At 69.0% G+C, this 19,752-nt stretch carries 16 protein-coding genes; 5 read left to right on the top strand and 11 right to left on the bottom strand.

All coding sequences use genetic code 11. The features are described from left to right. Positions 1-24: 24 nt before the first annotated feature. Entirely contained in the window at positions 25-582 is a 558-nt protein-coding gene (locus ACQPYK_RS04715) for a hypothetical protein (protein ID WP_433250758.1), read from the bottom strand. A 722-nt stretch (positions 583-1,304) separates the two neighbouring features. Here ACQPYK_RS04715 and ACQPYK_RS04710 point away from each other — a divergent pair. Together ACQPYK_RS04710 and ACQPYK_RS04705 are read left to right on the top strand one after the other, a co-directional pair. Beyond that, positions 1,305-4,634, top strand: a complete 3,330-nt coding sequence (locus ACQPYK_RS04710) for a discoidin domain-containing protein (protein ID WP_433250755.1) — start codon at positions 1,305-1,307, stop codon at positions 4,632-4,634. Between the two features lie 194 nt (positions 4,635-4,828). After that, positions 4,829-5,188 (top strand): STAS domain-containing protein, encoded by a 360-nt coding sequence (locus tag ACQPYK_RS04705; protein ID WP_433250752.1) that lies wholly within the window; start codon positions 4,829-4,831, stop codon positions 5,186-5,188. Between the two features lie 15 nt (positions 5,189-5,203). Here ACQPYK_RS04705 and ACQPYK_RS04700 read toward each other — a convergent pair whose 3' ends face one another. The 8 genes from ACQPYK_RS04700 to ACQPYK_RS04665 all read right to left on the bottom strand — a co-directional run bounded on the left by ACQPYK_RS04700 (position 5,204) and on the right by ACQPYK_RS04665 (position 16,198). Further along, the gene (locus ACQPYK_RS04700; protein ID WP_433250749.1) at positions 5,204-6,157 is read right to left on the bottom strand and encodes an anti-sigma factor RsbA family regulatory protein; all 954 of its coding nucleotides are present in this window, start codon (positions 6,155-6,157) and stop codon (positions 5,204-5,206) included. Further along, positions 6,154-6,957: an MEDS domain-containing protein gene (locus ACQPYK_RS04695; RefSeq protein WP_433250746.1), complete on the bottom strand. Its 804-nt coding sequence runs from the start codon at positions 6,955-6,957 to the stop codon at positions 6,154-6,156. Before ACQPYK_RS04695 ends, ACQPYK_RS04700 begins: the two co-directional genes overlap by 4 nt. A gap of 226 nt (positions 6,958-7,183) precedes the next feature. Beyond that, the gene (locus tag ACQPYK_RS04690) at positions 7,184-7,537 is read right to left on the bottom strand and encodes a hypothetical protein (protein ID WP_433250743.1); all 354 of its coding nucleotides are present in this window, start codon (positions 7,535-7,537) and stop codon (positions 7,184-7,186) included. Positions 7,538-7,720: 183 nt separating this feature from the next. Then, a complete protein-coding gene (locus tag ACQPYK_RS04685) occupies positions 7,721-9,880 on the bottom strand; it encodes a CocE/NonD family hydrolase (protein WP_433250740.1) in 2,160 nt (719 codons plus the stop codon). Positions 9,881-10,013: 133 nt separating this feature from the next. After that, complete coding sequence (locus tag ACQPYK_RS04680) at positions 10,014-10,424, bottom strand: hypothetical protein (protein WP_433250737.1); 411 nt, start codon at positions 10,422-10,424, stop codon at positions 10,014-10,016. 59 nt (positions 10,425-10,483) lie between these two features. Next, positions 10,484-11,710 (bottom strand): serine hydrolase domain-containing protein, encoded by a 1,227-nt coding sequence (locus ACQPYK_RS04675; protein WP_433250734.1) that lies wholly within the window; start codon positions 11,708-11,710, stop codon positions 10,484-10,486. Positions 11,711-12,314: 604 nt separating this feature from the next. Continuing rightward, positions 12,315-12,545 (bottom strand): hypothetical protein, encoded by a 231-nt coding sequence (locus ACQPYK_RS04670; RefSeq protein WP_433250731.1) that lies wholly within the window; start codon positions 12,543-12,545, stop codon positions 12,315-12,317. 236 nt (positions 12,546-12,781) lie between these two features. Further along, complete coding sequence (locus tag ACQPYK_RS04665) at positions 12,782-16,198, bottom strand: WD40 repeat domain-containing serine/threonine protein kinase (RefSeq protein ID WP_433250728.1); 3,417 nt, start codon at positions 16,196-16,198, stop codon at positions 12,782-12,784. A 176-nt stretch (positions 16,199-16,374) separates the two neighbouring features. On the opposite strand from ACQPYK_RS04665, the gene ACQPYK_RS04660 reads away from it, so the two are divergent. From ACQPYK_RS04660 to ACQPYK_RS04650, 3 genes are read left to right on the top strand one after another with little or no spacing between them, the layout of a single operon-like run. After that, complete coding sequence (locus ACQPYK_RS04660) at positions 16,375-17,058, top strand: hypothetical protein (RefSeq protein ID WP_433250725.1); 684 nt, start codon at positions 16,375-16,377, stop codon at positions 17,056-17,058. Between the two features lie 51 nt (positions 17,059-17,109). Continuing rightward, positions 17,110-17,778 (top strand): hypothetical protein, encoded by a 669-nt coding sequence (locus tag ACQPYK_RS04655; RefSeq protein WP_433250722.1) that lies wholly within the window; start codon positions 17,110-17,112, stop codon positions 17,776-17,778. Next, positions 17,720-18,343 carry an HAD-IA family hydrolase gene (locus tag ACQPYK_RS04650; protein ID WP_433250719.1) on the top strand — a complete coding sequence of 208 codons (624 nt, stop codon included), beginning with the start codon at positions 17,720-17,722 and terminating at the stop codon, positions 18,341-18,343. Before ACQPYK_RS04655 ends, ACQPYK_RS04650 begins: the two co-directional genes overlap by 59 nt. A 726-nt stretch (positions 18,344-19,069) precedes the next feature. Here ACQPYK_RS04650 and ACQPYK_RS04645 read toward each other — a convergent pair. Beyond that, positions 19,070-19,465 carry a DNA-binding protein gene (locus ACQPYK_RS04645; RefSeq protein WP_433250716.1) on the bottom strand — a complete coding sequence of 132 codons (396 nt, stop codon included), beginning with the start codon at positions 19,463-19,465 and terminating at the stop codon, positions 19,070-19,072. Beyond that, positions 19,462-19,725, bottom strand: a complete 264-nt coding sequence (locus ACQPYK_RS04640; protein WP_433250713.1) for a CopG family transcriptional regulator — start codon at positions 19,723-19,725, stop codon at positions 19,462-19,464. Before ACQPYK_RS04640 ends, ACQPYK_RS04645 begins: the two co-directional genes overlap by 4 nt. Positions 19,726-19,752 lie beyond the last annotated feature (27 nt).

The following is a 19,752-nucleotide window of genomic DNA, read 5'->3' as shown; positions in this document are numbered from 1 at the left end:
CCTCCGAGCCATGAGGCCTCCGAGCTATGAGGCTTCGCACGCTTGGGCCGCGAGGGCGGCCTGCCACGACGCGGTGGCCCCCTTGCCGGACAGTTGCAGGGGAAGGTAGATGATTTTCTCCCCCTCGTCCGACTGCATACGGACCGGTACGGGCCAGTCTCCCTTCTGGACGGCCTTGCAGCTGGTGACCTCGTACCTGAGGGAAAAATCAACGTTTCGTCCGGGTTGGAGGACGTAAGGGTCACGCGCCTCGCGAGAGACCAGCTTCAGCCCTTGCCCGCTTCGACCGATTCCGGTGATGGTCACCGCTTCGTCGCCCTGGCTGTAGACCCTCAATTCGACGACGAACTGCGCCTGGAACCTGCCGCCGCGTTGAACGGAATAGGTCGAGCTCTTCGGCGATCCCAGCTTGAAGGCGGCGGGTGCGGACGGGACGGGCGGGGAGTGCGGGACGACGGTTCCGGCCGAGGCCGGAGCGGCCGAACACAGCCCGCCCACCAGGACAAGCGCCAGGCCGTAGGCGGCCCCGCGTGCTCCGGAACGTCGAGCACCGTTCATTTCACGATTCATGACCACGATCATTCACGGATTGCGTTAAAAACAAACTCATACCGCGGTCACCCTAATCTTACGGCTTTCCGACGAAGAAGCAGCATAATTAGACAGCAATGGCGCTGCAGCAAATTATCCCCATTGACCGTTTTAATGGGAATAGCGTCATCGGCCGGCCGCCGCCCGCCTCTCCGGACGGGCCCGCCGCGCGCCTCCCGGCGCCCTCCGGCCCCCTCCACCCTCTCCGGATCTGCGGCCCCTCCGGACCCGCGGCGACGAACGCGAGATCCACCGGAGGTTCGCGCACAGGTCAGACCGTCCTTTTGTGAGATGACGCAACACCGATCTTTTCCAACCGTTGACGCGGCTGTAGCGCGTAGTTAATATTTGGCCAGCGCAATGCAAGATTCTTGCAAACCAATGTCACTTTCTCTCTGTTCTTCGCAACTTCCCGCAGGGGCGCTCTCTGTCCTCTGCCTCCGCTCCGCTCCCCCACGGAGAGGCTCCGGTGATGTCGGCTTCGGCATTGCGCGTTCGGTCGCCGCCCGACGACCACGATCCCCGCGTTCGTTTCCCGTGTCCCCGCTGACCGGCATGACCGGCGCCGTGACAGGCCCACCCGGTGGATTCCGGGAATCCGGGATCCACCTCTCGTGAGCACGGCCGTACCCACCGGCAGCCGAATGCGCCGCACGGCGGGGCCGTGGCTCCTCGCCGCACCTGTCGTTCCAGACAACAGATAGAGGAACGCGATGACAAGCAAGTACGTGACGTTGTTACGGCTGGTCGCGGCGGTGCTCGCGACCAGCCTGCTCGCTCTGTTCGGGCCGCCCTCCCCCGCTTCGGCGGTGGCCGACCCCAACCTGGCGGCGGGCAAGACGGCCTCGGCGAGCAGCGCCAACGCCCCCTACACGGCCGGCAACGTCAACGACGGCAACCAGGCCACCTACTGGGAGAGCGCCAACAACACCTTCCCCCAATGGGTCCAGGTGGATCTCGGCGCCGCGGCCGACGTCAACAAGCTCGTCCTGAAGCTGCCACCGGCGGCGGACTGGGCCACCCGGACCCAGACCCTGACCGTGCAGACGAGCACGAACGGCACGACCTTCTCCACCGTCGTCGCGTCCGCGGGCTACAGCTTCGACCCGGCCACCGGCAACACGGTGACGATCCCGGTCACCGCCACCGGCACTCGATACGTGCGGTTGAACATCACCTCGAACTCCGACAGCTGGCCGGCCGGCCAGCTGTCGGAGTTCGAGGTGTACGGCCACGCCACCGGCGACGGCGGCGGTTCCAACCTGGCCGTCGGCCAGCCGATCACCGCGTCGTCCTCGGTCTTCACCTTCGTGGCGACCAACGCCAACGACAACAACGTGACGACCTACTGGGAAGGCGGCGGGGGCGGCTATCCCAGCACGCTCACCGTCCAGCTGGGCGCGAACGCCGACGTCAGATCGGTCGTTCTGAAACTGAACCCCGACAGCGCGTGGGGAACCCGCACGCAGACCATCCAGGTCCTCGGGCGCGAGCAGAACTCCTCCTCCTTCACCAGCCTGTCCTCGGCGGCGGTCTACACCTTCAACCCCGCCTCCGGCAACACCGTGACGATCCCGGTCACCGCCAAGGTCGCCGACGTGCAGCTCAAGATCACTACAAACTCCGGCGCGCCCGCCGGACAGGTCGCCGAGTTCCAGGTCGTCGGCACCCCCTCCGCCAACCCGGATCTGGTGATCACGGCCATGTCGTCGGCTCCCGCGGCGCCGGTCGAGACCGACTCCGTCACGCTGTCGGCCACGGTCAGGAACGCCGGGACGGCGCCCTCCGGCGCGACGAACGTCACCTTCTACCTGGGCACCACCAAGGTCGGCACAGCCGCGGTCGGCGCGCTGGCCGCCGGAGCCTCCACCACCGTCTCGGCCGGCATCGGGCCCCGTGACGCGGGCTCCTACCCGCTGAACGCCAAGGTCGACGAGGCCGGCGGCGTCGTCGAGCTGAACGAGTCGAACAACGCCTACACCAACCCGTCGCCCCTGGTCGTCAAGCCCGTCGACAGCTCCGACCTGGTCGCCACGACCAGCTGGACCCCGAGCAACCCGGCGAACGGCAACGTCGTCACCTTCTCGGTCGCGATCAGGAACCAGGGCACCGTGGCGTCCGCGAGCGGCGCCCACGGCATCACGCTGACGATCGCCAACGATTCGGGAACCGTGGTCAGGACGCTGACCGGCTCCCACACCGGCGCGATCGCCCCCGGCGCCACGACGAGCCCGGTCAACCTGGGCACCTGGACGGCGGCCAACGGCAAGTACACCGTCAAGACGGTGCTGGCCGACGACGCCAACGAGCTGCCGGTCAAGCGAGCCAACAACACCGACACCCGGCCGTTCTTCGTCGGGCGCGGCGCCAACATGCCCTACGACATGTACGAGGCGGAGGACGCCGTCGTCGGCGGCGGGGCGGCCGTGATCGGCCCGAACCGCACCATCGGCGACCTGGCGGGCGAGGCGTCCGGCCGCAGGGCCGTGACGCTGAACTCGACGGGCAGCTACGTCGAGTTCACCACCAAGGCAAGCACGAACACCCTCGTCACCCGGTTCTCCATCCCGGACGCGGCCGGTGGCGGTGGGATCGACGCGACGCTCAACGTCTACGTCAACGGCACCTTCCTCAAGCCCATCGACCTGACCTCCAAATACGCCTGGCTGTACGGGAACGAGGCCGGCCCCGGCAACTCCCCGGGAGCGGGCGGACCGCGTCACGTCTACGACGAGGCCAACCTCATGCTCGGGACCACCGTCCCGGCGGGCAGCAAGATCCGGCTGCAGAAGGACCCCGCCAACACGACCACGTACGCGATCGACTTCATCAACACCGAGCAGGCGTCGCCCATCGCCAACCCCGACCCCGCCAGGTACGCGGTGCCCGCGGGCTTCACGCACCAGGACGTGCAGAACGCGCTCGACAGGGTCCGCATGGACACCACGGGCGCCCTCGTCGGCGTCTACCTGCCGCCGGGCACCTACCAGACGGCGAGCAAGTTCCAGGTGTACGGCAAGGCGGTCAGGGTGATCGGCGCCGGCCCGTGGTACACCCGGTTCCGCGCCCCCTCGACCCAGGACAACACCGACGTCGGGTTCCGCGCCGAAGCGTCGGCCAATGGCTCGACGTTCGCGAACTTCGCCTACTTCGGCAACTACACCTCACGCATCGACGGCCCGGGCAAGGTGTTCGACTTCTCCAACGTCGCGAACATCGTGATCGACAACATCTGGAACGAGCACACCGTCTGCCTCTACTGGGGCGCGAACACCGACAACATCACGATCAAGAATTCCCGGATCCGTGACACGTTCGCCGACGGCGTCAACATGACCAACGGCAGCACCGACAACCTCGTCAGCAACAACGAGGCCCGTTCGACGGGCGACGACAGCTTCGCGCTGTTCTCGGCCATCGACGCGGGCGGGGCCGACGAGAAGAACAACGTCTACGAGAACCTGACGGCGATCCTGCCCTGGCGTGCCGCGGGCATCGCGGTCTACGGCGGGTACGCCAACACCTTCAGGAACATCTACATCGCGGACACGCTGACCTACTCCGGCATCACGATCAGCTCGCTCGACTTCGGCTACCCGATGAACGGTTTCGGCGCCGATCCGCCGACGCGGTTCGAGAACATCTCGATCGTCCGAGCCGGCGGGCACTTCTGGGGCGCGCAGACCTTCCCGGCGATCTGGGTCTTCTCCGCCTCGAAGGTGTTCCAGGGCATCCGCGTCAGCGACGTGGACATCGTGGACCCGACCTACAGCGGCATCATGTTCCAGACGAACTACGTCGGGGGCCGGCCGCAGTTCCCGGTCAAGGACACGATCTTCACGAACATCTCGATCACGGGCGCCCAGAAGAGCGGGGACGCCTATGACGCCAGGTCCGGGTTCGGCCTGTGGGCCAACGAGCTGCCGGAGCCCGGTCAGGGACCGGCGGTCGGTTCGGTGACGTTCAACGACCTGAAGCTGAGCGACAACGCCGTCAACGTGCGTAACACCACCTCCACCTTCACCATCACCACCAACCCATAGGAAAGCCACAGGACGGCCGACGATCAGGGCGCCGCCGGGAGGTCCACTTCCCGGCGGCGCCCGTCGTCTTCCCGGAAGGTGCAGCAAGTATGTCGATCCGCCCCGAATTACCGGCCACCGAATTCATCCGGCCCGCATACCTGGTAGGACGGAGGGAACGCCCGCCCTGTGAACTGCGGGTCTAAGGAGTTTCCATGTCAACCGAAGGCGCGGCCGCGCTCCTCATCTCGTTCGGCTCGCTCGGAACCGCCGTCGTCATCCACGCGATCGGCGAGCTCGACTACGACTACGCGCCCGTGTTCCGGCGCGAGCTCGCCCACGTGTGGGACAGCGGCCCCGCACCGCAGCTCATCCTCGACCTGGCCGGGCTCACCTTCTGTGACTCCACCGGGCTCGCCGAACTGCTGTGGACCCTGCGCCGGAGCCAGGAGACCGGAACCCGCCTGGTGCTGGCCGGGGTGGGCCGCACCCTGCGTCACATGCTGACCACCACCGGCCTGCTGCGCTACTTCACCATGTCCGCCTCCGTGGAGGAGGCCCTGCTGGACGAGTGACGCGAGCGGCGGAAGTCAGGCCGGTGGAAGGGTGATGTGCAGGCGGACGGTCGTGCCGGTCTCCTGGGCGGACCGGATCTGGACCAGATCGCACAATTGGTGGACCAGCCACATGCCCCGGCCGCTCAGCGGCCGGAAGCTCGGCATCCTGCGGCCGACCATGGGGTCGGCCATCACCCCGTCGTCATGGAACTCGCAGATGAGCGTGCCCTGCTGGACCCAGGTGCGAAGGGTTCCGCGCCCACCACCGTGGACGATGCTGTTGCCGGCCACCTCGGTGACCGCGACGAGCGTCTCCCGCCGCCGCTCGCCCCGCAGGCCGTACGGCATGGCGAAGGCGGACACCCTGTCCCGGACGGCCGCGAGGTCTCCCTTGCCGTAGAGGAACTCCTCGAACGGTTCGCCGACCGGATCCAGGTCGTCCCACAGGAAGGGTGCCTGAACGTAGTCCGGGTACGGCCGGTGGACCCCACTTTCCAGGACGAACGGGTGGCACTCGCTGATCGTCCGCATCGTCTCCGGGTCGATCGCGTCAGTGTCGTAGGGGCACAGCAGCCACCAGGCCGGCGAGCCGGTGAAGGCGAGATTCAGCAGCCACTCGTGGTAGCGCAGCTCGGCGATCTCCGCCGCGCCGCGCCCGCTCCAGTCGGTCTCGCCGATGCCGCGCACCGGGCGGCCCTGTCCGGTGCGCTCGCTGATCCACCGCTGCCAGGCGGGGATCAGCCGGGCGGGATTGCGGCCCAGTTCGGAGGCGTCCATGAACACCACGCGGGGGTCGGAGCCGGCCAGCTCGGCGCGCAGGATCTGCTCTTTGCTCTCGGGCACGGACACCAGGACGACCTCGTCTGCGGCGAGGGCGTCGTCGATGAAGGACAGGGCCCCGTCGAGGAACTGCGCCTCCCCCGAGTAGGAGTAGAGCTCGTGGCGGAGGCCCTCTGTCCGGTCCACACCGGTGACTTCGGTGGTCATGGCGTCAGCTCCACGGGTGCCTCGTAGCTGCCGTAGCCGAGCATCTCCCAGCACGAGCGCACCGTGGGGTTCGCGCCCTCGACCGTGATGCTGCGAACCGGGGCACGGGCGGCGACCTCCGCGAGAGCGCGCATACCCGCGGCGTCCATCAGCTCCAGCTCGTCGAAACGGAGCCGCAGCGCGGGAGAGAGCACCGCGGCGGCGGTCAGTGCGGCGCTGAACGCCGCGGCGCCGTCGGCGTCGACCACCCCGCACACACTCCAGCTACCCGGCCCCGAGTTGAACATCCGGAACGACGGCCCCGTCCACCTGCTGCCCAGCTCGTTGGGATGAACACACGCGACATGGTCCAGCGTGGCGGCGCCGAAGCGGTCACGACCGTAGGCGCAGACCATGATGGCCGCGCGGTCGGCCACGAACTCGTCCATGCGCAGCTCGTGGTCGATCAGCATGTCCGCGCCCGCGTCCGGCGGCACGAGCTGGTCCATCACGGCCAACACGCGAAGGGCGCGGTAACCCTGGCGTCCGGCCCGGTCCGCCTCGCGTCGCACCAGGCCCAGCATCGAGCCCATGTCGAGGGTGGGACCTGTGCCGCGGATCAGCCGCGGATCGACGACCACCGCGTCCCGCGGAGGACTCACGGACGGGGAGGGCTCCCTCAGCGACCCGACGATGACCACCTTGTCACCGAAGAGCTCTCCATCGGCCAGGAACGTCGAGGTGGCGGCCATGTATCCCTGGGCCGGGTCCACGATCCAGCACACATGCTCGCCGACATCCACCGGATCGAGCGTTGGCATGATCCCTGACTTCCGCACCGTGAACTCACCTCGCTCTCGCTGCGACACCCGGTGCCAGTTTATTGCGTGCGTCCGGCGCCCCCGGTCGCGGCAGAGGGGCCGGCGCGGTCACGGACGCGGGAGGCGATCACACGAGATCACGGGCGCAGGGGATCACGGGCACAAGGACCGCGAGATCAGGGGATCACCAGATCAGGGGGTCACCAGATCGGGTGGGCCGGGAAGGTCAGGGGGATTCCAGCGGGATGACGTCCTCGTCGTAGGCGGCCAGCAGGGCGGCCGCGACCTCCGTCACGTCAAGTTCCACGACGACCTCTTCGCCCGAGGCGACGCCGCGGTCCGACACGGCGAGGCCGATCAGCGCAAGGGACGCCGCGCGATCCCGGACCCGGGCCTGCTCCGCGGTCTCCTGGCCCACCTCCCCCTCCTCGTCACGGTCCCACGCGGCGACCGCGGCCCGTGCCAGGTCCCTGGACAGCCGGACGGTGAGACGCGCGACCTGGGGATCGAGGAAACGTCCGATCTCGGCGAGCACCGCCGAATCCTGGCGGTACCTGGTGTATTCCTGGCTCTCATCCACACCACGAGCCTACGCAGCATGCCGCCGCCGCTCAGCCCACCCACCACATGCGCATGGGACGTTCCCGGCCGCAGGGCTCGCGGCAGGGCTCGCCGGGGATCAGGTGCAGGTCCCGGGGGTGAGGAGCCGGCGGACAGCCGTTATCGATGAGAACGATCTCGCTAGTAAGGTTTCCAGTAGTGATCAAGGAGTTTCCCAGGGATATACCGCTGACCCGCGATAACGCAGCGCTCTGTGACTGCGATAACGCAGCGCTGTATGACTACTGAACTTCTGTGTCGCAGCTTCGGGGCCGACGCTGAGTCGGTGCCCTGTGGGCTCGATCCTGGTGCGATCCCCACCACCGCGATCGTGTTCTTCGCCTTCCAGCGGCATTTCGTGTCCGGCTTGTGTCGGCGGGTGCCGGCAGATGACGCCCGGGACGTCATGCGCGCGGTCGCGACCACGCCGGCCGCGACCGTAGGCGAACATCGATTTTGTTGTTACTTGACCGGCGACCAGCGGCAGCGACACCGAGGTGCCGGCCAGGTCGACGGTGACCTTGGTCCCGGTGCCGGTTTCGGCGTTGCCGAGGTCGGCGTTGGTGCCGGTCAGCACCAAGCCCAGCCGGTGTCCGGCCTTGAACTCGTAGTCCTGCGGCAGCATCTTCCAGGTGAGCTGGTACGGCCTGCCCGGCCGCAGCGGCGTCTGGCGGCTCAGTGACATGCGGTTCTGCGCGTCCATGATTCCGCGGGTGACCACGTGAAAGCCGGAGGTCATCGTGTTGTCGACGGCCTTGCGGTAGCAGCCGTCGTCGTCGGCCGCGCCCTGGCCGATGCAGTCCTTGGCGTCGAGGAACTTGAAGCCGTACGCGCGGTCCGGATTCGCGCCGATCTCGCTGTAGTTGATGCGGGTGTCGGTGCCGTAGTCGACGAGCAGGACGCCCAGGTTGGCGGTCGGCTTGTCCAGCTTGAGGCGCAGGCTCACCGACGGGGTACCCGACAGCCGTGTCGCGCTCTTCAGCGGCGCCGTCAGGAAGGCCAGCCGGTCGGAGTTGACGGTGCCCGGGTTGTCGGCCACGGCGTTCTCGCTCTGGGCGGTGTCGAGGTAGCCGCCGGTCCCGGTCGACGGGGTACGGCCCAGCGAGCCGTCCTGCCGCGGCCGCAGGGTCGTCGTCCGCGTGCGTGCCGGCCAGTCGGCCTGGGTGATCCAGCGGTCCGGGCCGAGCTGCACGTCGGCGCGCGGCCGGCGCATGATGTCGTTGTCCACGCCCATCAGTTCGTGGTCGAACCACTGGTGCAGGGTGTTGACCCATACCTCGCGGCGGGCCCAGAACGGGTCGAGGTGCCCGTACTGGGTCACCCACGCCTTGCGCTGCACCCCGCGGGGCAGCTTGGCCCACCACTCGGAGAACTGGTTGCCCATCACGTTGCGGTCCTGCATCCCCATCACCGAGAAGACGCTGGCGCGGACGTTACGCACGTTCGAGATCGGTCCGGTCCGGTAGTCGAGGTCGTGCCAGTAGGCGTTGTAGTTGCCGGTGGCGTCGTCGGAGCCCTCGGTCATGCGCTGGTGCGCCGCCGCGCATTTGGCGTCCGGGTCCTCATCGATCCACTTGGCCATGTACTCCTGGCCGCCCGTGAAGTCGGTCAGGGTGCCGTTGGCGCGCCACATGTCGTACCAGCTGCTGGGGCCCGCGAGCGGCACGATCGTCTCCAGCCCTTGCACCCCGGTGCCGGCCACGCCGATGGCCAGTCCTCCCTCATAGGAGTGGCCGATCATCCCGGTACGGCCGGTGCTCCAGGTGGCTTTGACCGGGGCGCCGTTGTCGTCGTAGGCGTTCGCCCGGCCGTTCAGCCAGTCGATGACCGCCTTGCCTCCCAGCACATCGGAGGGGCCGCCGGTGGTCGGGCAGCCGTCGGACAACCTCGTGCCGATCATGTCGACGGACACGTACGCGTACCCGCGCGGCACGAAGTAGTTGTCGTAGAACAGCGGGAACTTCGTCAGGTTCCCCTGCGCGTCGTACGTCTTGTGCTCCACCTCGAAGCCGGCGCCGGGCTGGTCGAAATACGGGCTCTGATGCATGATCACCGGGACCTTGAGCCCGGAGTCGCTCTCCTTCGGCCGGATGATGTCCACCCGGACCAGGTCCTTCTTGCCGTCGCCGTCGCTGTCGACCGGCGACTGCACCCGGACGTGCTCGCGGACGGCGTCGGCATAGGAGAAGACGGGCTGGGTGACCCCGCCGGAGACGTCGATCTTCGGCTCCGCCGTCGCGGAGGCGGCGGGAGCGTTGGCGACCACGAGCGCGGTCGCGATTGCGATCGTGGCGAGGAACCCTCGCCGTGGGGAGTCGGACATGGATATCCCTTGTAGACGGTGAAGTCATCGAGGCTGCACCCGCCCGGCACAGCGGAGCAGATTTGGTCACAGCGCATGCGGCCGTGTCACGAGGGTCCGGAGAGAACCTCATGACACGGCGCGGCTGGGCAGGTCAGGCGGCGTCGAGGGCTGCGGTGATCTTGCGGGTCATCTCGGCCAGGACAGGGCTGGGCTCGCCCTTGTGGATCTGGGCGCCTGTTTCGATGGCGACGATGACGGTGCTGCGGAAGTTCTCGGCCTCGGCCGGATCCTGCTTGAGCAGGCCCATGGCCGCGGTCAGCATCGGCAGCACGGTGTCGGCCAGGTCCGCGACGGACTTGCCGTCCAGGATGATGTCCCTGCTCTTCTCGGCCAGCACGCGTCCGACCAGGCCGGTGGCGGAGTTCAGAGCGATGCTGCCGTCGGTGGCGATCCGGTGGGCTCCGGGCTTGCCCGCGGCGCCGGCGGCGGCCATCAACGAGACGGCGCCGTACGCAGCGGTACGCAGGGTGCTCTTGTCCTGGTCGGAAAGGGTGACGGACATGGTGATGTGCTCCTTGAGGTCTGGTTCAGGAAGATTTCGATGGGAGAACGGCCGTGGGGTCAGTTGTCGATGGCCTGGTAGAGAGTGGTCCAGAAGTCGTGGATCAGCCGCGCCGGGTCCGGGACGGACAGTCCGACCTGGGTGAGCAGGACGCCGGTGAGCTGGTTGGCCGGGTCGGCGTACGCCGTGGTGCCGGTTCCGCCGTCCCAACCGAACTGGCCGAGCGGGGCGTAGTCGCCGCGGTAGGTGCGCACCGCCATCCCGAGGCCCCAGCCGCCCTGCTGGCCCTGGCCGAAGGACACCTGGACGCTGTTCCTGGCCAGGTCGTTGCGGGCGGCCGCCTGTTCGGGCGTGAGCCGGTCAGTGGTCATCAGCTCCACCGCGGCCCGCGACAGAATCCGCTCGCTGCCGTGCATGCCGCCGTTGAGCAGCATCTGGAAGTAGGCGTGGTAGTCATCGACGGTAGAGACCAGCCCACCGCCGCCGGAGGCGAAGGCCGGAGCCTGGCTGACCCGCCCGCCGACGGACTCGTCCCACACCACGAACTCGCCGCTCTGCGGGTCGGGGGCGTAGCTCGGCGGCAGCCGGTCGATCTGGTCGGCGGGCACGTGGAAGGAGGTGTCCTTCATGCCCAGCGGTTCCAGGACGCGTTCGCGCAGGAACGTCTCAAACGACTGGCCGGATACCCGGGCCACCAGCACGCCGAGCACGTCGTGGCTGATGTGGTACTGCCACTGCGCTCCGGGCTGGTACATCAGCGGCAGCTCGCCCAGGCGGCGCATCCACTCATCCGGCTCCGGCGTCTCCCCATGGCCGGTGAGCTCCCGCTCGAAAACCGCGTTCATGATCGGAGTGCCCAGCGCCGTCAGATCCATGCCGAGCCCGAAGGTGGAGGTCAGCAGGTCGCGTACGGTGATCGGCCGCCGCGCCGGCACGGTGTCCTCCAGCGGACCGTCTACCTGCCGCAGCACCCGCCGCTCAGCCAGCTCCGGCAGCCACTCCTGGACCAGGTCATCCATACGCAGCCGGCACTCATCCAGCAAAACCATCGCCGCCGCCATCGCCACCGGCTTGGAGGTGGAGGCCATCCGGAAGAGCGTGTCCCGGCGCATCGGCGCCCCGCCCTCATGCCGCATCGTCCCGAGCGCCTCGACGTGCGTCTGTCCACCTCGGCTCACAAGGGCGACCAGCCCGGGGATCTTCCCCGACTCGACATACCCCGCCAGCACCTCGCGCAGCCTGCGCAGCCCCGTCTCGGAGAACCCGCTGTTGTTGTTTCCCATCATGAATCTCCTTATCTACAGTGTTCGCTCCGCGGGACCCGTCCCGGCGTGACGCCTATGGCCTCGGCGAGCTGGAGCTCGGTCATGGGGACTCCCTCTGTGGTGCCACCGGCGCCGCAGATGTTCGGTAATCCCTGAACGACTGCAAAACTACATTGCGTTTATAAATTCGTCAACATGCAATGATGATCTATTTTGCCTGATCCTTCTAGGCAAATTAGCGAGCATTGCAATGATTGTGATGCTAAATGCAATGGGTGATCAGGCTTGCGTTGCAATGGATTTCGAGTGAATGCATGCTGCGCAGCGGAGTGTGCCGGGGCGCCGAGCTCCGCGCATGTCGACAGATGGGGGTCCCGGTAGCAATCGCGGAAAAATCCAACGAACCTACCTCTGACCCGCTCTGATGTGAGGTCACCGAGGGACTGGTGTGCCGGTCGGTAGACGCGGCGGGCCGGGCCGAGGATGCCGCCGACCTTGCCCGGATGCTCCAGGTCGACGCTGGTCGCGATATCCGTTGGATTCTCCGCGATCACTACCGGGATCCCCACAGGGCCGATGAACAGCCACGCTGCGGTCCGAGCTCTCCGCCAGATGATCGAGCCGATCACTCACGGCTACTTCGCCCCTGCTGACGCCGACCCGAGTGGGGAGCCTCGTTGGGTGTGTCGGCCAGACCTGCCGGCCCGCGGAACCGCGTCGGCGCCGTCCCGGGAAACTCGGCCAGGATGGCCGCCGTTACGTCGTCCTCGACAGGGAAGAAGGAATCGAGCCGCCTCTCGGGACCGGCGATGAACCCGGCGATGGTCGAGCCGACGAAATAGGCGAGTGTCCGCATCCAGGTCCCCCGTGGTGGTGATGGTGGTGCCGGTCCAGCATCGAGCGAGACCACGACCGGGAACAACGCCGGATTCCGCATGGCCTCGATAACATGCGGCTTATGACGCAGAGCGGGGCAGAACGAAGCTAAGGGACATTGAGATCTTCCTGACCCTCGCCGAGGAGTTGCACATCGGACGTACGGCATCCCGCCTTCACCTCACCCCCGGGTCTCGCGGCAGGGCACGCCGGGGATCAGGTGCAGGTCTCGCGGTAGGGCACGCCGGGGATCAGGTGCCGCCACTCCCGCTCCGGCAGGCCCGAGCCGGCCCGAGCGCAGACCGACTCGGCGAGCAGGGAGGGATCCACCGGCAGGCGGCCGACCGAGCCGTCGGGGGCCACCGCGTTGAGGGTCCGGCCGTCCGGGCCGAAAGCGAGATCCAGGACGTTGGCGCCGACCGGAAGGACCCCGATCTCCCGCTGGGCGGCCACGTCCCACAGGCGCACGTCGTCTCCCACCGTGACGAGCAGCCGCCCGTCAGGTGAGAACCGCAGGATCCGCTGGGCTCCTTGGACGCCCAGCGCGCCCAGCCGCGTGCCACGCCCGGCGTCCCACAGCAGGACCCGCTGGTCGTCGAGGCTCAGCGCCAGGACGCGGCCGTCGGGGGTGAAGGCGGTGGCCCGTACGTCCGGGCGGAAGGCCCGGCTCCCGGCGGGCACCAGGCCCGCCGTCCCGGTGGTCCCGCCCGTGCGCACGTCCCAGGTTCGGACCTTCCCGTTCCCCACGCCGGCCACGAGCGTCCGGCCGTCCGGGCTGAAGGCGAGGGTCGCGATCGGCTCGGTCCCGGTGTCCAGGGTGGCGAGGCCCCGGCGGGTGGCCACATCCCACAGGGTCACCGCCGAGCCGTCCCGGCGGGGAATGGCGAGCGTCCGGCCGTCCGGGCTGAACGCCCCGGCCGAACCCGCGTCGACGGCCAGCGGGCCGCCGATCGGGGCCAGACGGGTGGGGTCCCAGAGCCGGACCACTCCCAGGTTGGCGTAGGCGAGCACCCGGCCTCCGGGCGCGAAGACCGCGCTCTCCCAGCCGCTGCGTTCCCTCGGCACGTTCAGGGTGTCGGTGTGGGTGACGGCGCTGATGTCGATCGAGACGACCGAGCCGTGCTCGGTCGGGTAGCGAAGCGTGCGGCCGTCGGCGGTGAAGCGCGCCTTCCCCATGGTCGTCACGGGAAACCGCGCGGAGATGGTGCGGTCGGCCACCTTCCAGAGGTAGAGGGCCTCCTCCGCCTGCTCGGCGAGGAAGCGGCCGTCCGGGCTGAACCTGAGCGAGCCGTCGCCGACGCTCGCGAACGGCTCGCCCCGCTGCTTCCCGCGGGCCGGGTCCAGCAGCACGATCGAGGTGTCACCGCCGACCGCGAGCGTCGCGCCGTCCGGGCTGAACGCGATCCGCGGCGCCTCCCTTTCTCCTCGGGAGGTCACCGGGCCGTCGGTCCTGCGGGTGAACGCCCGTTTCCCGGCGGTCAGGTTCCACACCTCGACCTCGCCCTGACGCTCGGCCACTGCCGCCCACCGGCCGTCCGGCGACACGGTCGCCTCCGGCTCGAACCCGACGGACGAGACCAGCGGCTCTCCCCCGTCCAGCGGGCGCATCACCAGCCGGTCAGGGCCGATGACCGAGACGAGCCGCCGCGGTGACTCCAGCTCCGCCGTCGCCCCCTCGGGGATCGCCGGGCCGACGGCTCTGCCCGTGGCGCTGTCCCAGAGTCTGCCGCCGACCTCGACGGTCGAGCCGTCGGGGCTCGCCGCGGTCACGATGGCGTGCTTTCCCGTTCCCCCGAATGACCGGACCGGCCGGTGGGTGACCACGTCGTACATCCGCACCTCGCCACCGCCGGCCCGCACCAGCGTCCGCGCGTCGGGGGTCAGAACGTAGGAGGCGCCGGAGGTGGCGTCGGGATCGGTGAACACGTCGACCTTCGCCTGGGCCAGGGCCGCCTGCAGCGCGGAGCGCGCCTCCGGCACCTGGGCGATCCGCCAGGCGGCCACGCTGAGCCGCATGGCCGTGCGGGGGTCGGAGTCGCGCAGGCCGTCGGCGCGGGCGGCGACCGCCCTGGCGGCCGACTCGTCGCGCTGCCGCTCCAGATCCTCGGCCTGTCCGGCGAGAACCTGCTGCTGCCGCAGGGCGATCACGGTCACGCCCAGCGAGAAGACGAGCAGCACGGCCATCGCCGCGGTGGCCAGCCGCCTCCCGCGCAGACGGCGCCGCTCCACCGCCGAGGCGGCGTCGAGGAAGCGCCGTTCCCGGTGGTCGACGCCGAGATAGCGCCGCTCGGTCGCGGCCCAGTGCAGCGCTTCTCGCAGCGCGGCCCCCCGGTACAGGTCCGCCGGGGCCCGCCCGCGCTCCTCCCAGGACCTGGCCGCCTCGGCCAGTCTCCGGTGCACCGGCAACCCGTCGCGTTCGGCCTCAAGCCACTCGCGCATCCGAGGCCAGGCCCTCGGCAGGGCGGCACCGGCAGGGACGGCCGTGGTGCCCCGCCTGACCAGGAGTCCGGCGTCGGCGAAGCGGGCGATCACCGGCTCGTCCTCCGGACGGCACTCGACGCCGTGGACGGAGTCGTCACCGACCATGCGCAGCAGCACCCCGGGAGCGTCGGCCTGCGCGGCGGGCGACAGCCCGGCGAAAGCCTCCTCGGCGATCAGCCCGAGCGCGGGGGCGCCGGGCCCGGGCGGCGGCAGCCGGCCGCCGGCCCGCGCGCCCGCCGCGAGGTCCTCGTCCGTCTCCTCCCCTGCCGTCGTCACCTCCGGTCCGGGGTCGCCGTCCGTACTCGCCCCGGGCAGGACGGTCCCGGGCAGGACGGCCTCCCGTACGGCCGTGCCACCGAGCAGATCCATCAGCAGTTCGCGCGCGGTCGGACGGTCGGCGGCGTCCTTGGCCAGCGCGGCGGCCATCAGCGAGCGCAGCGGCTCGGCGACGTCTCCGAGGTCGGGATCGACGGTGAGGACCCGGTGCATCACGCCGCCCAGGCTCTCGGCCTTGAACGGGTCCTCGCCGGTGGCCGCGAACAGCGACACCCCGCCCCAGGCGAACACGTCCGCCGGAGTCCCGGCCCGCTGCCCGACGAACACCTCCGGCGCCATGAACGTCGGCGTCCCGGCGACGATCCCCGTCGGGGTCAGCGACATCTCCTCGGTCCTGGCCACACCGAAATCGATCATCCGGGGCCCGTCCGGGCCGAGCAGCACGTTCTCCGGCTTGACGTCGCGGTGGACCACCCCCGCCTGGTGGATCGCGGTCAGCGCGGTGGCCAGCGCGACGGCGAGCCGGTGCAGGGTCTCCCCGGTGTACGGCCCGGCCTCGCGGACCGCCTCCCGCAGGTTCGGCCCGGCGACGAACTCGCTGACGATGTACGGCCTCGGCGCGTCGAAGTCCGCCGCGAGGACCCGGGCCGTACAGAACGACGCCACCCGCCGCGCCGCCTGCGCCTCCTTGACGAACCGCGCCCGCAGCCCCGGATCGGACGTGACGTCCCCGTGCAGCGCCTTGATCGCTACCCGGTGACCCTCGTCGTCGTACGCCTCGTAGACGATTCCCTGGCCGCCCACGCCCAGCCGCCCGGCCAGCCAGTATCGGCCCAGTTTCGCCGGGTCTCCCGGAGCGAGCGCCGTCAATCCCATGGAGAGAACCCCCCGCTCCCGCCGACGTCACCCCTTAGACGCCGGTGCGTCCGGAGAAGTTGTGGAAGATGCGGTGAATCGCGCACACAGGGCTGACATGTGCGTCAAAATCTTCTTACCGCGAAAGTCCGCTAACCCCCCGAGAGTGGGTTCCGATGCGGAAGATGTTGCCGCGCATGACCGCGGAGTCGCTGCCCGAGAAGCTCGACGACCTGCCCGTGGAGTCGAAGGACTTCCTCCAACTCGTAGCCGTGGATTTCGGCGGGACCTACCACGTCTACCTCGCGGCCAAAGACGAACGGCTCAAGATGACCAGGCTCTCGATGAGCCTGCTCGCGGCCCCGTTCGCCGCGGCCATCGCGCTGGTGAGCGCGAAGGTGCTCGACCCGGTGGCGTTGACCTCGTGGGGCGGCGTGCCGTGGTACCTGTTCGCGATGGTCGCCGCGTTCGGGGTGCTGAACCTCCTGCCGTTCCTGCGACTGATCGAGGCGGTGAACGCGCACATGCGGACCGCGCGTGCGCTCAACAACTTCCGCCTGCTCTACGTGGTCCAGCTCAAGGACCACTTCTCGGCCCTCGGCTGGACCCCCAACCTGCCGGTCGACCCCCGCTATCCCGAGACCTACGCTCCGCTCGCCTGGCCGGGGGTCAACGTGATGATGCTGGCCCTGGTCAACAGCTCCTACGTGGCGGTCGGCGTGCTCGGGCTGGTCGGGACCGATCCCAACGCGGCTCTGCTCCTGGTGGTCATCGGGCTGCTCGCCCTGCTCCATTACTTCGTCTACTACGTCCGCGCCAACGTCTCCCGACAGCGCAGACTCCCACACAACCCATTCCATTTCCCCAATGTGGAGACCTGAATGCCCGACCTCCTCAGATTCACGTCTTGTGGGGAGACGTGGATCTGGCTGATGCGACACGTAAACAACACCGGCAGGCCCGCGGAGGACGACCGGGGCCCGATCATCGAAGCTCAGGCGGTGCTTTTCGAGATCGCCGGCCTCGGCTGGGACGATCCGATCCTGGAGTCCTTCGGCGACTCGGGGAAGATCCCGCTGTACGCCAGCAAGTTCAGCGAGTGCGCGGTCGTCCCGCCCTTCAAGTACAGCTACGGCGGCCGGCTCCGCCAGTTCCTCGGCGTCGACCAGCTCAACTGGGTCGCCGACGTGCTGCGCGCCAAGCCGTACACCAAGAGTGGCTGGATCTCCCTCACCGCCCCGGGCGAGTCTCCCGACGCGGTGCCCTGCCTGACCAGCCTGGCCTTCCGGCTCCGCGACGGGCGGCTGGCGATGACCGCCGCCTTCCGCTCGCAGAACGTGTTCACCTCCTACCTGAACTACGTGCCACTGCGTAGTATCCAGAGCGAGGTCGCCGGCGACCTCGGGGTGGGTTGTGGGTCAATGAGGGTCTTCGTCGACGTTCCGCACTTCTACGCCGCGGATGCGGCGACGGTCGGGGAGATCCTCCGGCTGTCGGAGCGCGATGGGCTCGGCGAGGGAACATCGGTACGAGGTCCTGCTCGTGGATTTGGACGGGACCGTGGTCGACTACGCCCGAACGGAGCGAGGCGCGCTTCATGAGGTCCACCACCGCTTCTTCCGGATGGGTCGCGCGGAGTTCCTGACGGCCTTCCACGCCGCCAACGAGCCGCTCTGGGCGGCCTACCGGGAGCATCGGATCACCCTGGCCGAGCTGCGGCTGGAACGCTGGGCCAGGATGGGCGCCCGCCCCGCCGTCGCGACCGCGTTCGAGGACGCGCTCGGCCGGAACGTGACCCTGTTCCCGGAGGCCAGGGCCGCCCTGCGGCGGTTGTCCCGGCGCTTCAGGCTGGCCTTGGTGACCGACGGCATCGCCCATGTCCAGCGGGCCAAGCTCCGCCGCACCCGCATCGGCGGGTTCTTCGAGCACGTGGTGATCGCGCCCGAGGTGGGGCTGCGCAAGCCCGACGGCGCGCTGCTCCATCACACCCTGAACCTGCTGAGGGCCAAAGCCGGCCAGGCGCTCATGGTCGGCGACTCCCCGGTGAGCGACGGCGGCTGCGCCCAGGCCGCCGGAGTGGACTTCTGCTGGGTGAACCGCACGGGAGCGCCGCCGGCCCCCGGCATTGCCGTGCACCGGACCGCCACCTGCCTCGCCGCCCTCTAGGCCCATCGGGTGGACGACGGAACCGGACTGGACATCACCGAGCAACGCCACCCGTAGCATTCGCTGCCAGGAGAGAAGACCAGGTCATGCCAGCGCTACGCGCACACAGCGCGAAATCTGACCGCTGCGGTCGGGGGCGGCTGGTACGCCGTGCGGCGCGTGGCGGTCTCGGCTCACGGAAGTGCGCACGGCCTGTCCGATGTCCGCTGCGGAGCGATCCTGACCGAGCTGGCGCGCAATCTGGAGGCCGAGACACGGATGGAAGGCCAGGTCTGGATGCGCGCCCCGTCGCAGCGGGCGTCGTAGCCCATAGACGGGCGTGGCGGCGTGGGATCTGGAGGGACGCACGTCGCCACGTCTGCCAGGAGTCATCCGGGAACTCCTGGCCCCGTTCCTCCCCCGTTCTCGGCGACTGCCGGTCTCGTGACCTGGCTGAGGTCGGCTCCGTTCTGGCGCGTCCCCACGCGCGCGATGCATCGTTGCCCCCACAGCGCGCATCGGCGGAGACGACGTACGCCAAGGGACACGAGCACGTCAGGCGGTCGAGGGTGGGGGAGGAATCACCCGGCATCGCCGGAGAAGCCATCGACGAATGTCATCGCATGGCACACCGCATCACGTTTGGGCATGTCAAAGCCCTTTTGTTCATCTGCTGAACATCGGGGCTCGTCAGGCTGCGTTGAAGTTGGGCCTTGCCGAAAGCCTGCCTGAAGGTAACTTCTGTAGCTAGATCTTCACAGCGCGCAGGCGATTCTGGCCGATGACCGTGATGTCCTCGACGTCGGAGGTGAGGACGGTCACCGGCCCGGGAAGGCGGAGCGCGGTGGCGCACACCATGGCGGCGACGGCGTATTTGTGACCGTGCAACCCGACCGCGGCGAGCAGCCGGGCCGCGTCACGGGCGATCTCCCGGCTGACGGGTTCGACACTCAGCCGGGAGAGGGTCCAGTCGTAGCGAGCCCGGTTGAGCCGGGGGTAGGACACCTCGACGAGAGTGGCGGCGCTGACGACGACGCGAACGTCCTCCTCCTCCGCCGCCACCAGCCAGTCGGTCAGCTCGGGCGTCTGGAGGATCGCCTTCGACAGGCCCTCGCAGTCCAGGACGAGTGATCCCGGCATCATGCGGCCGATGGGTGATCGCCACCCCGCGCCTCGGGTTCGGTCCGCAACAGGGCACGCTTGGCCTCCACCCCGGCGCGGTCCGCCGGACCGTGCCGGGACTCGGCGGCGGCGATGAGTTCGCGGAGATTGTCGCGCTCCACCTGCCGGGCCAGCGCCTTGGAGACGTACGCGGAAAAGCTGGCACCGCCGATCCGCGCCTGCACGGTTGCCGCCAATTCCTCGGGAATTGTGACGCTGAACTTCTTGGTTCCACCGCTCATGCCACCAGAAGTAGCATATTCAAGGCG

Origin of the sequence: Streptosporangium sp. CA-135522, from assembly GCF_050949235.1 — a bacterium.
In the GTDB taxonomy this organism is placed as follows: domain Bacteria; phylum Actinomycetota; class Actinomycetes; order Streptosporangiales; family Streptosporangiaceae; genus Streptosporangium.
This window is presented reverse-complemented; position numbering and strand designations above follow the sequence as displayed.

Excerpts from the sequence above, each read along its gene's own strand:
- ACQPYK_RS04715 (WP_433250758.1), bottom strand. The coding sequence starts at position 582 with ATGATCGTGGTCATGAATCGTGAAATGAACGGTGCTCGACGTTCCGGA.
- ACQPYK_RS04710 (WP_433250755.1), top strand. The coding sequence starts at position 1,305 with ATGACAAGCAAGTACGTGACGTTGTTACGGCTGGTCGCGGCGGTGCTC.
- ACQPYK_RS04705 (WP_433250752.1), top strand. The coding sequence starts at position 4,829 with ATGTCAACCGAAGGCGCGGCCGCGCTCCTCATCTCGTTCGGCTCGCTC.
- ACQPYK_RS04700 (WP_433250749.1), bottom strand. The coding sequence starts at position 6,157 with ATGACCACCGAAGTCACCGGTGTGGACCGGACAGAGGGCCTCCGCCAC.
- ACQPYK_RS04695 (WP_433250746.1), bottom strand. The coding sequence starts at position 6,957 with ATGCCAACGCTCGATCCGGTGGATGTCGGCGAGCATGTGTGCTGGATC.
- ACQPYK_RS04685 (WP_433250740.1), bottom strand. The coding sequence starts at position 9,880 with ATGTCCGACTCCCCACGGCGAGGGTTCCTCGCCACGATCGCAATCGCG.
- ACQPYK_RS04680 (WP_433250737.1), bottom strand. The coding sequence starts at position 10,424 with ATGTCCGTCACCCTTTCCGACCAGGACAAGAGCACCCTGCGTACCGCT.
- ACQPYK_RS04675 (WP_433250734.1), bottom strand. The coding sequence starts at position 11,710 with ATGATGGGAAACAACAACAGCGGGTTCTCCGAGACGGGGCTGCGCAGG.
- ACQPYK_RS04670 (WP_433250731.1), bottom strand. The coding sequence starts at position 12,545 with ATGCGGACACTCGCCTATTTCGTCGGCTCGACCATCGCCGGGTTCATC.
- ACQPYK_RS04665 (WP_433250728.1), bottom strand. The coding sequence starts at position 16,198 with ATGGGATTGACGGCGCTCGCTCCGGGAGACCCGGCGAAACTGGGCCGA.
- ACQPYK_RS04660 (WP_433250725.1), top strand. The coding sequence starts at position 16,375 with ATGACCGCGGAGTCGCTGCCCGAGAAGCTCGACGACCTGCCCGTGGAG.
- ACQPYK_RS04655 (WP_433250722.1), top strand. The coding sequence starts at position 17,110 with ATGCGACACGTAAACAACACCGGCAGGCCCGCGGAGGACGACCGGGGC.
- ACQPYK_RS04645 (WP_433250716.1), bottom strand. The coding sequence starts at position 19,465 with ATGATGCCGGGATCACTCGTCCTGGACTGCGAGGGCCTGTCGAAGGCG.
- ACQPYK_RS04640 (WP_433250713.1), bottom strand. The coding sequence starts at position 19,725 with ATGAGCGGTGGAACCAAGAAGTTCAGCGTCACAATTCCCGAGGAATTG.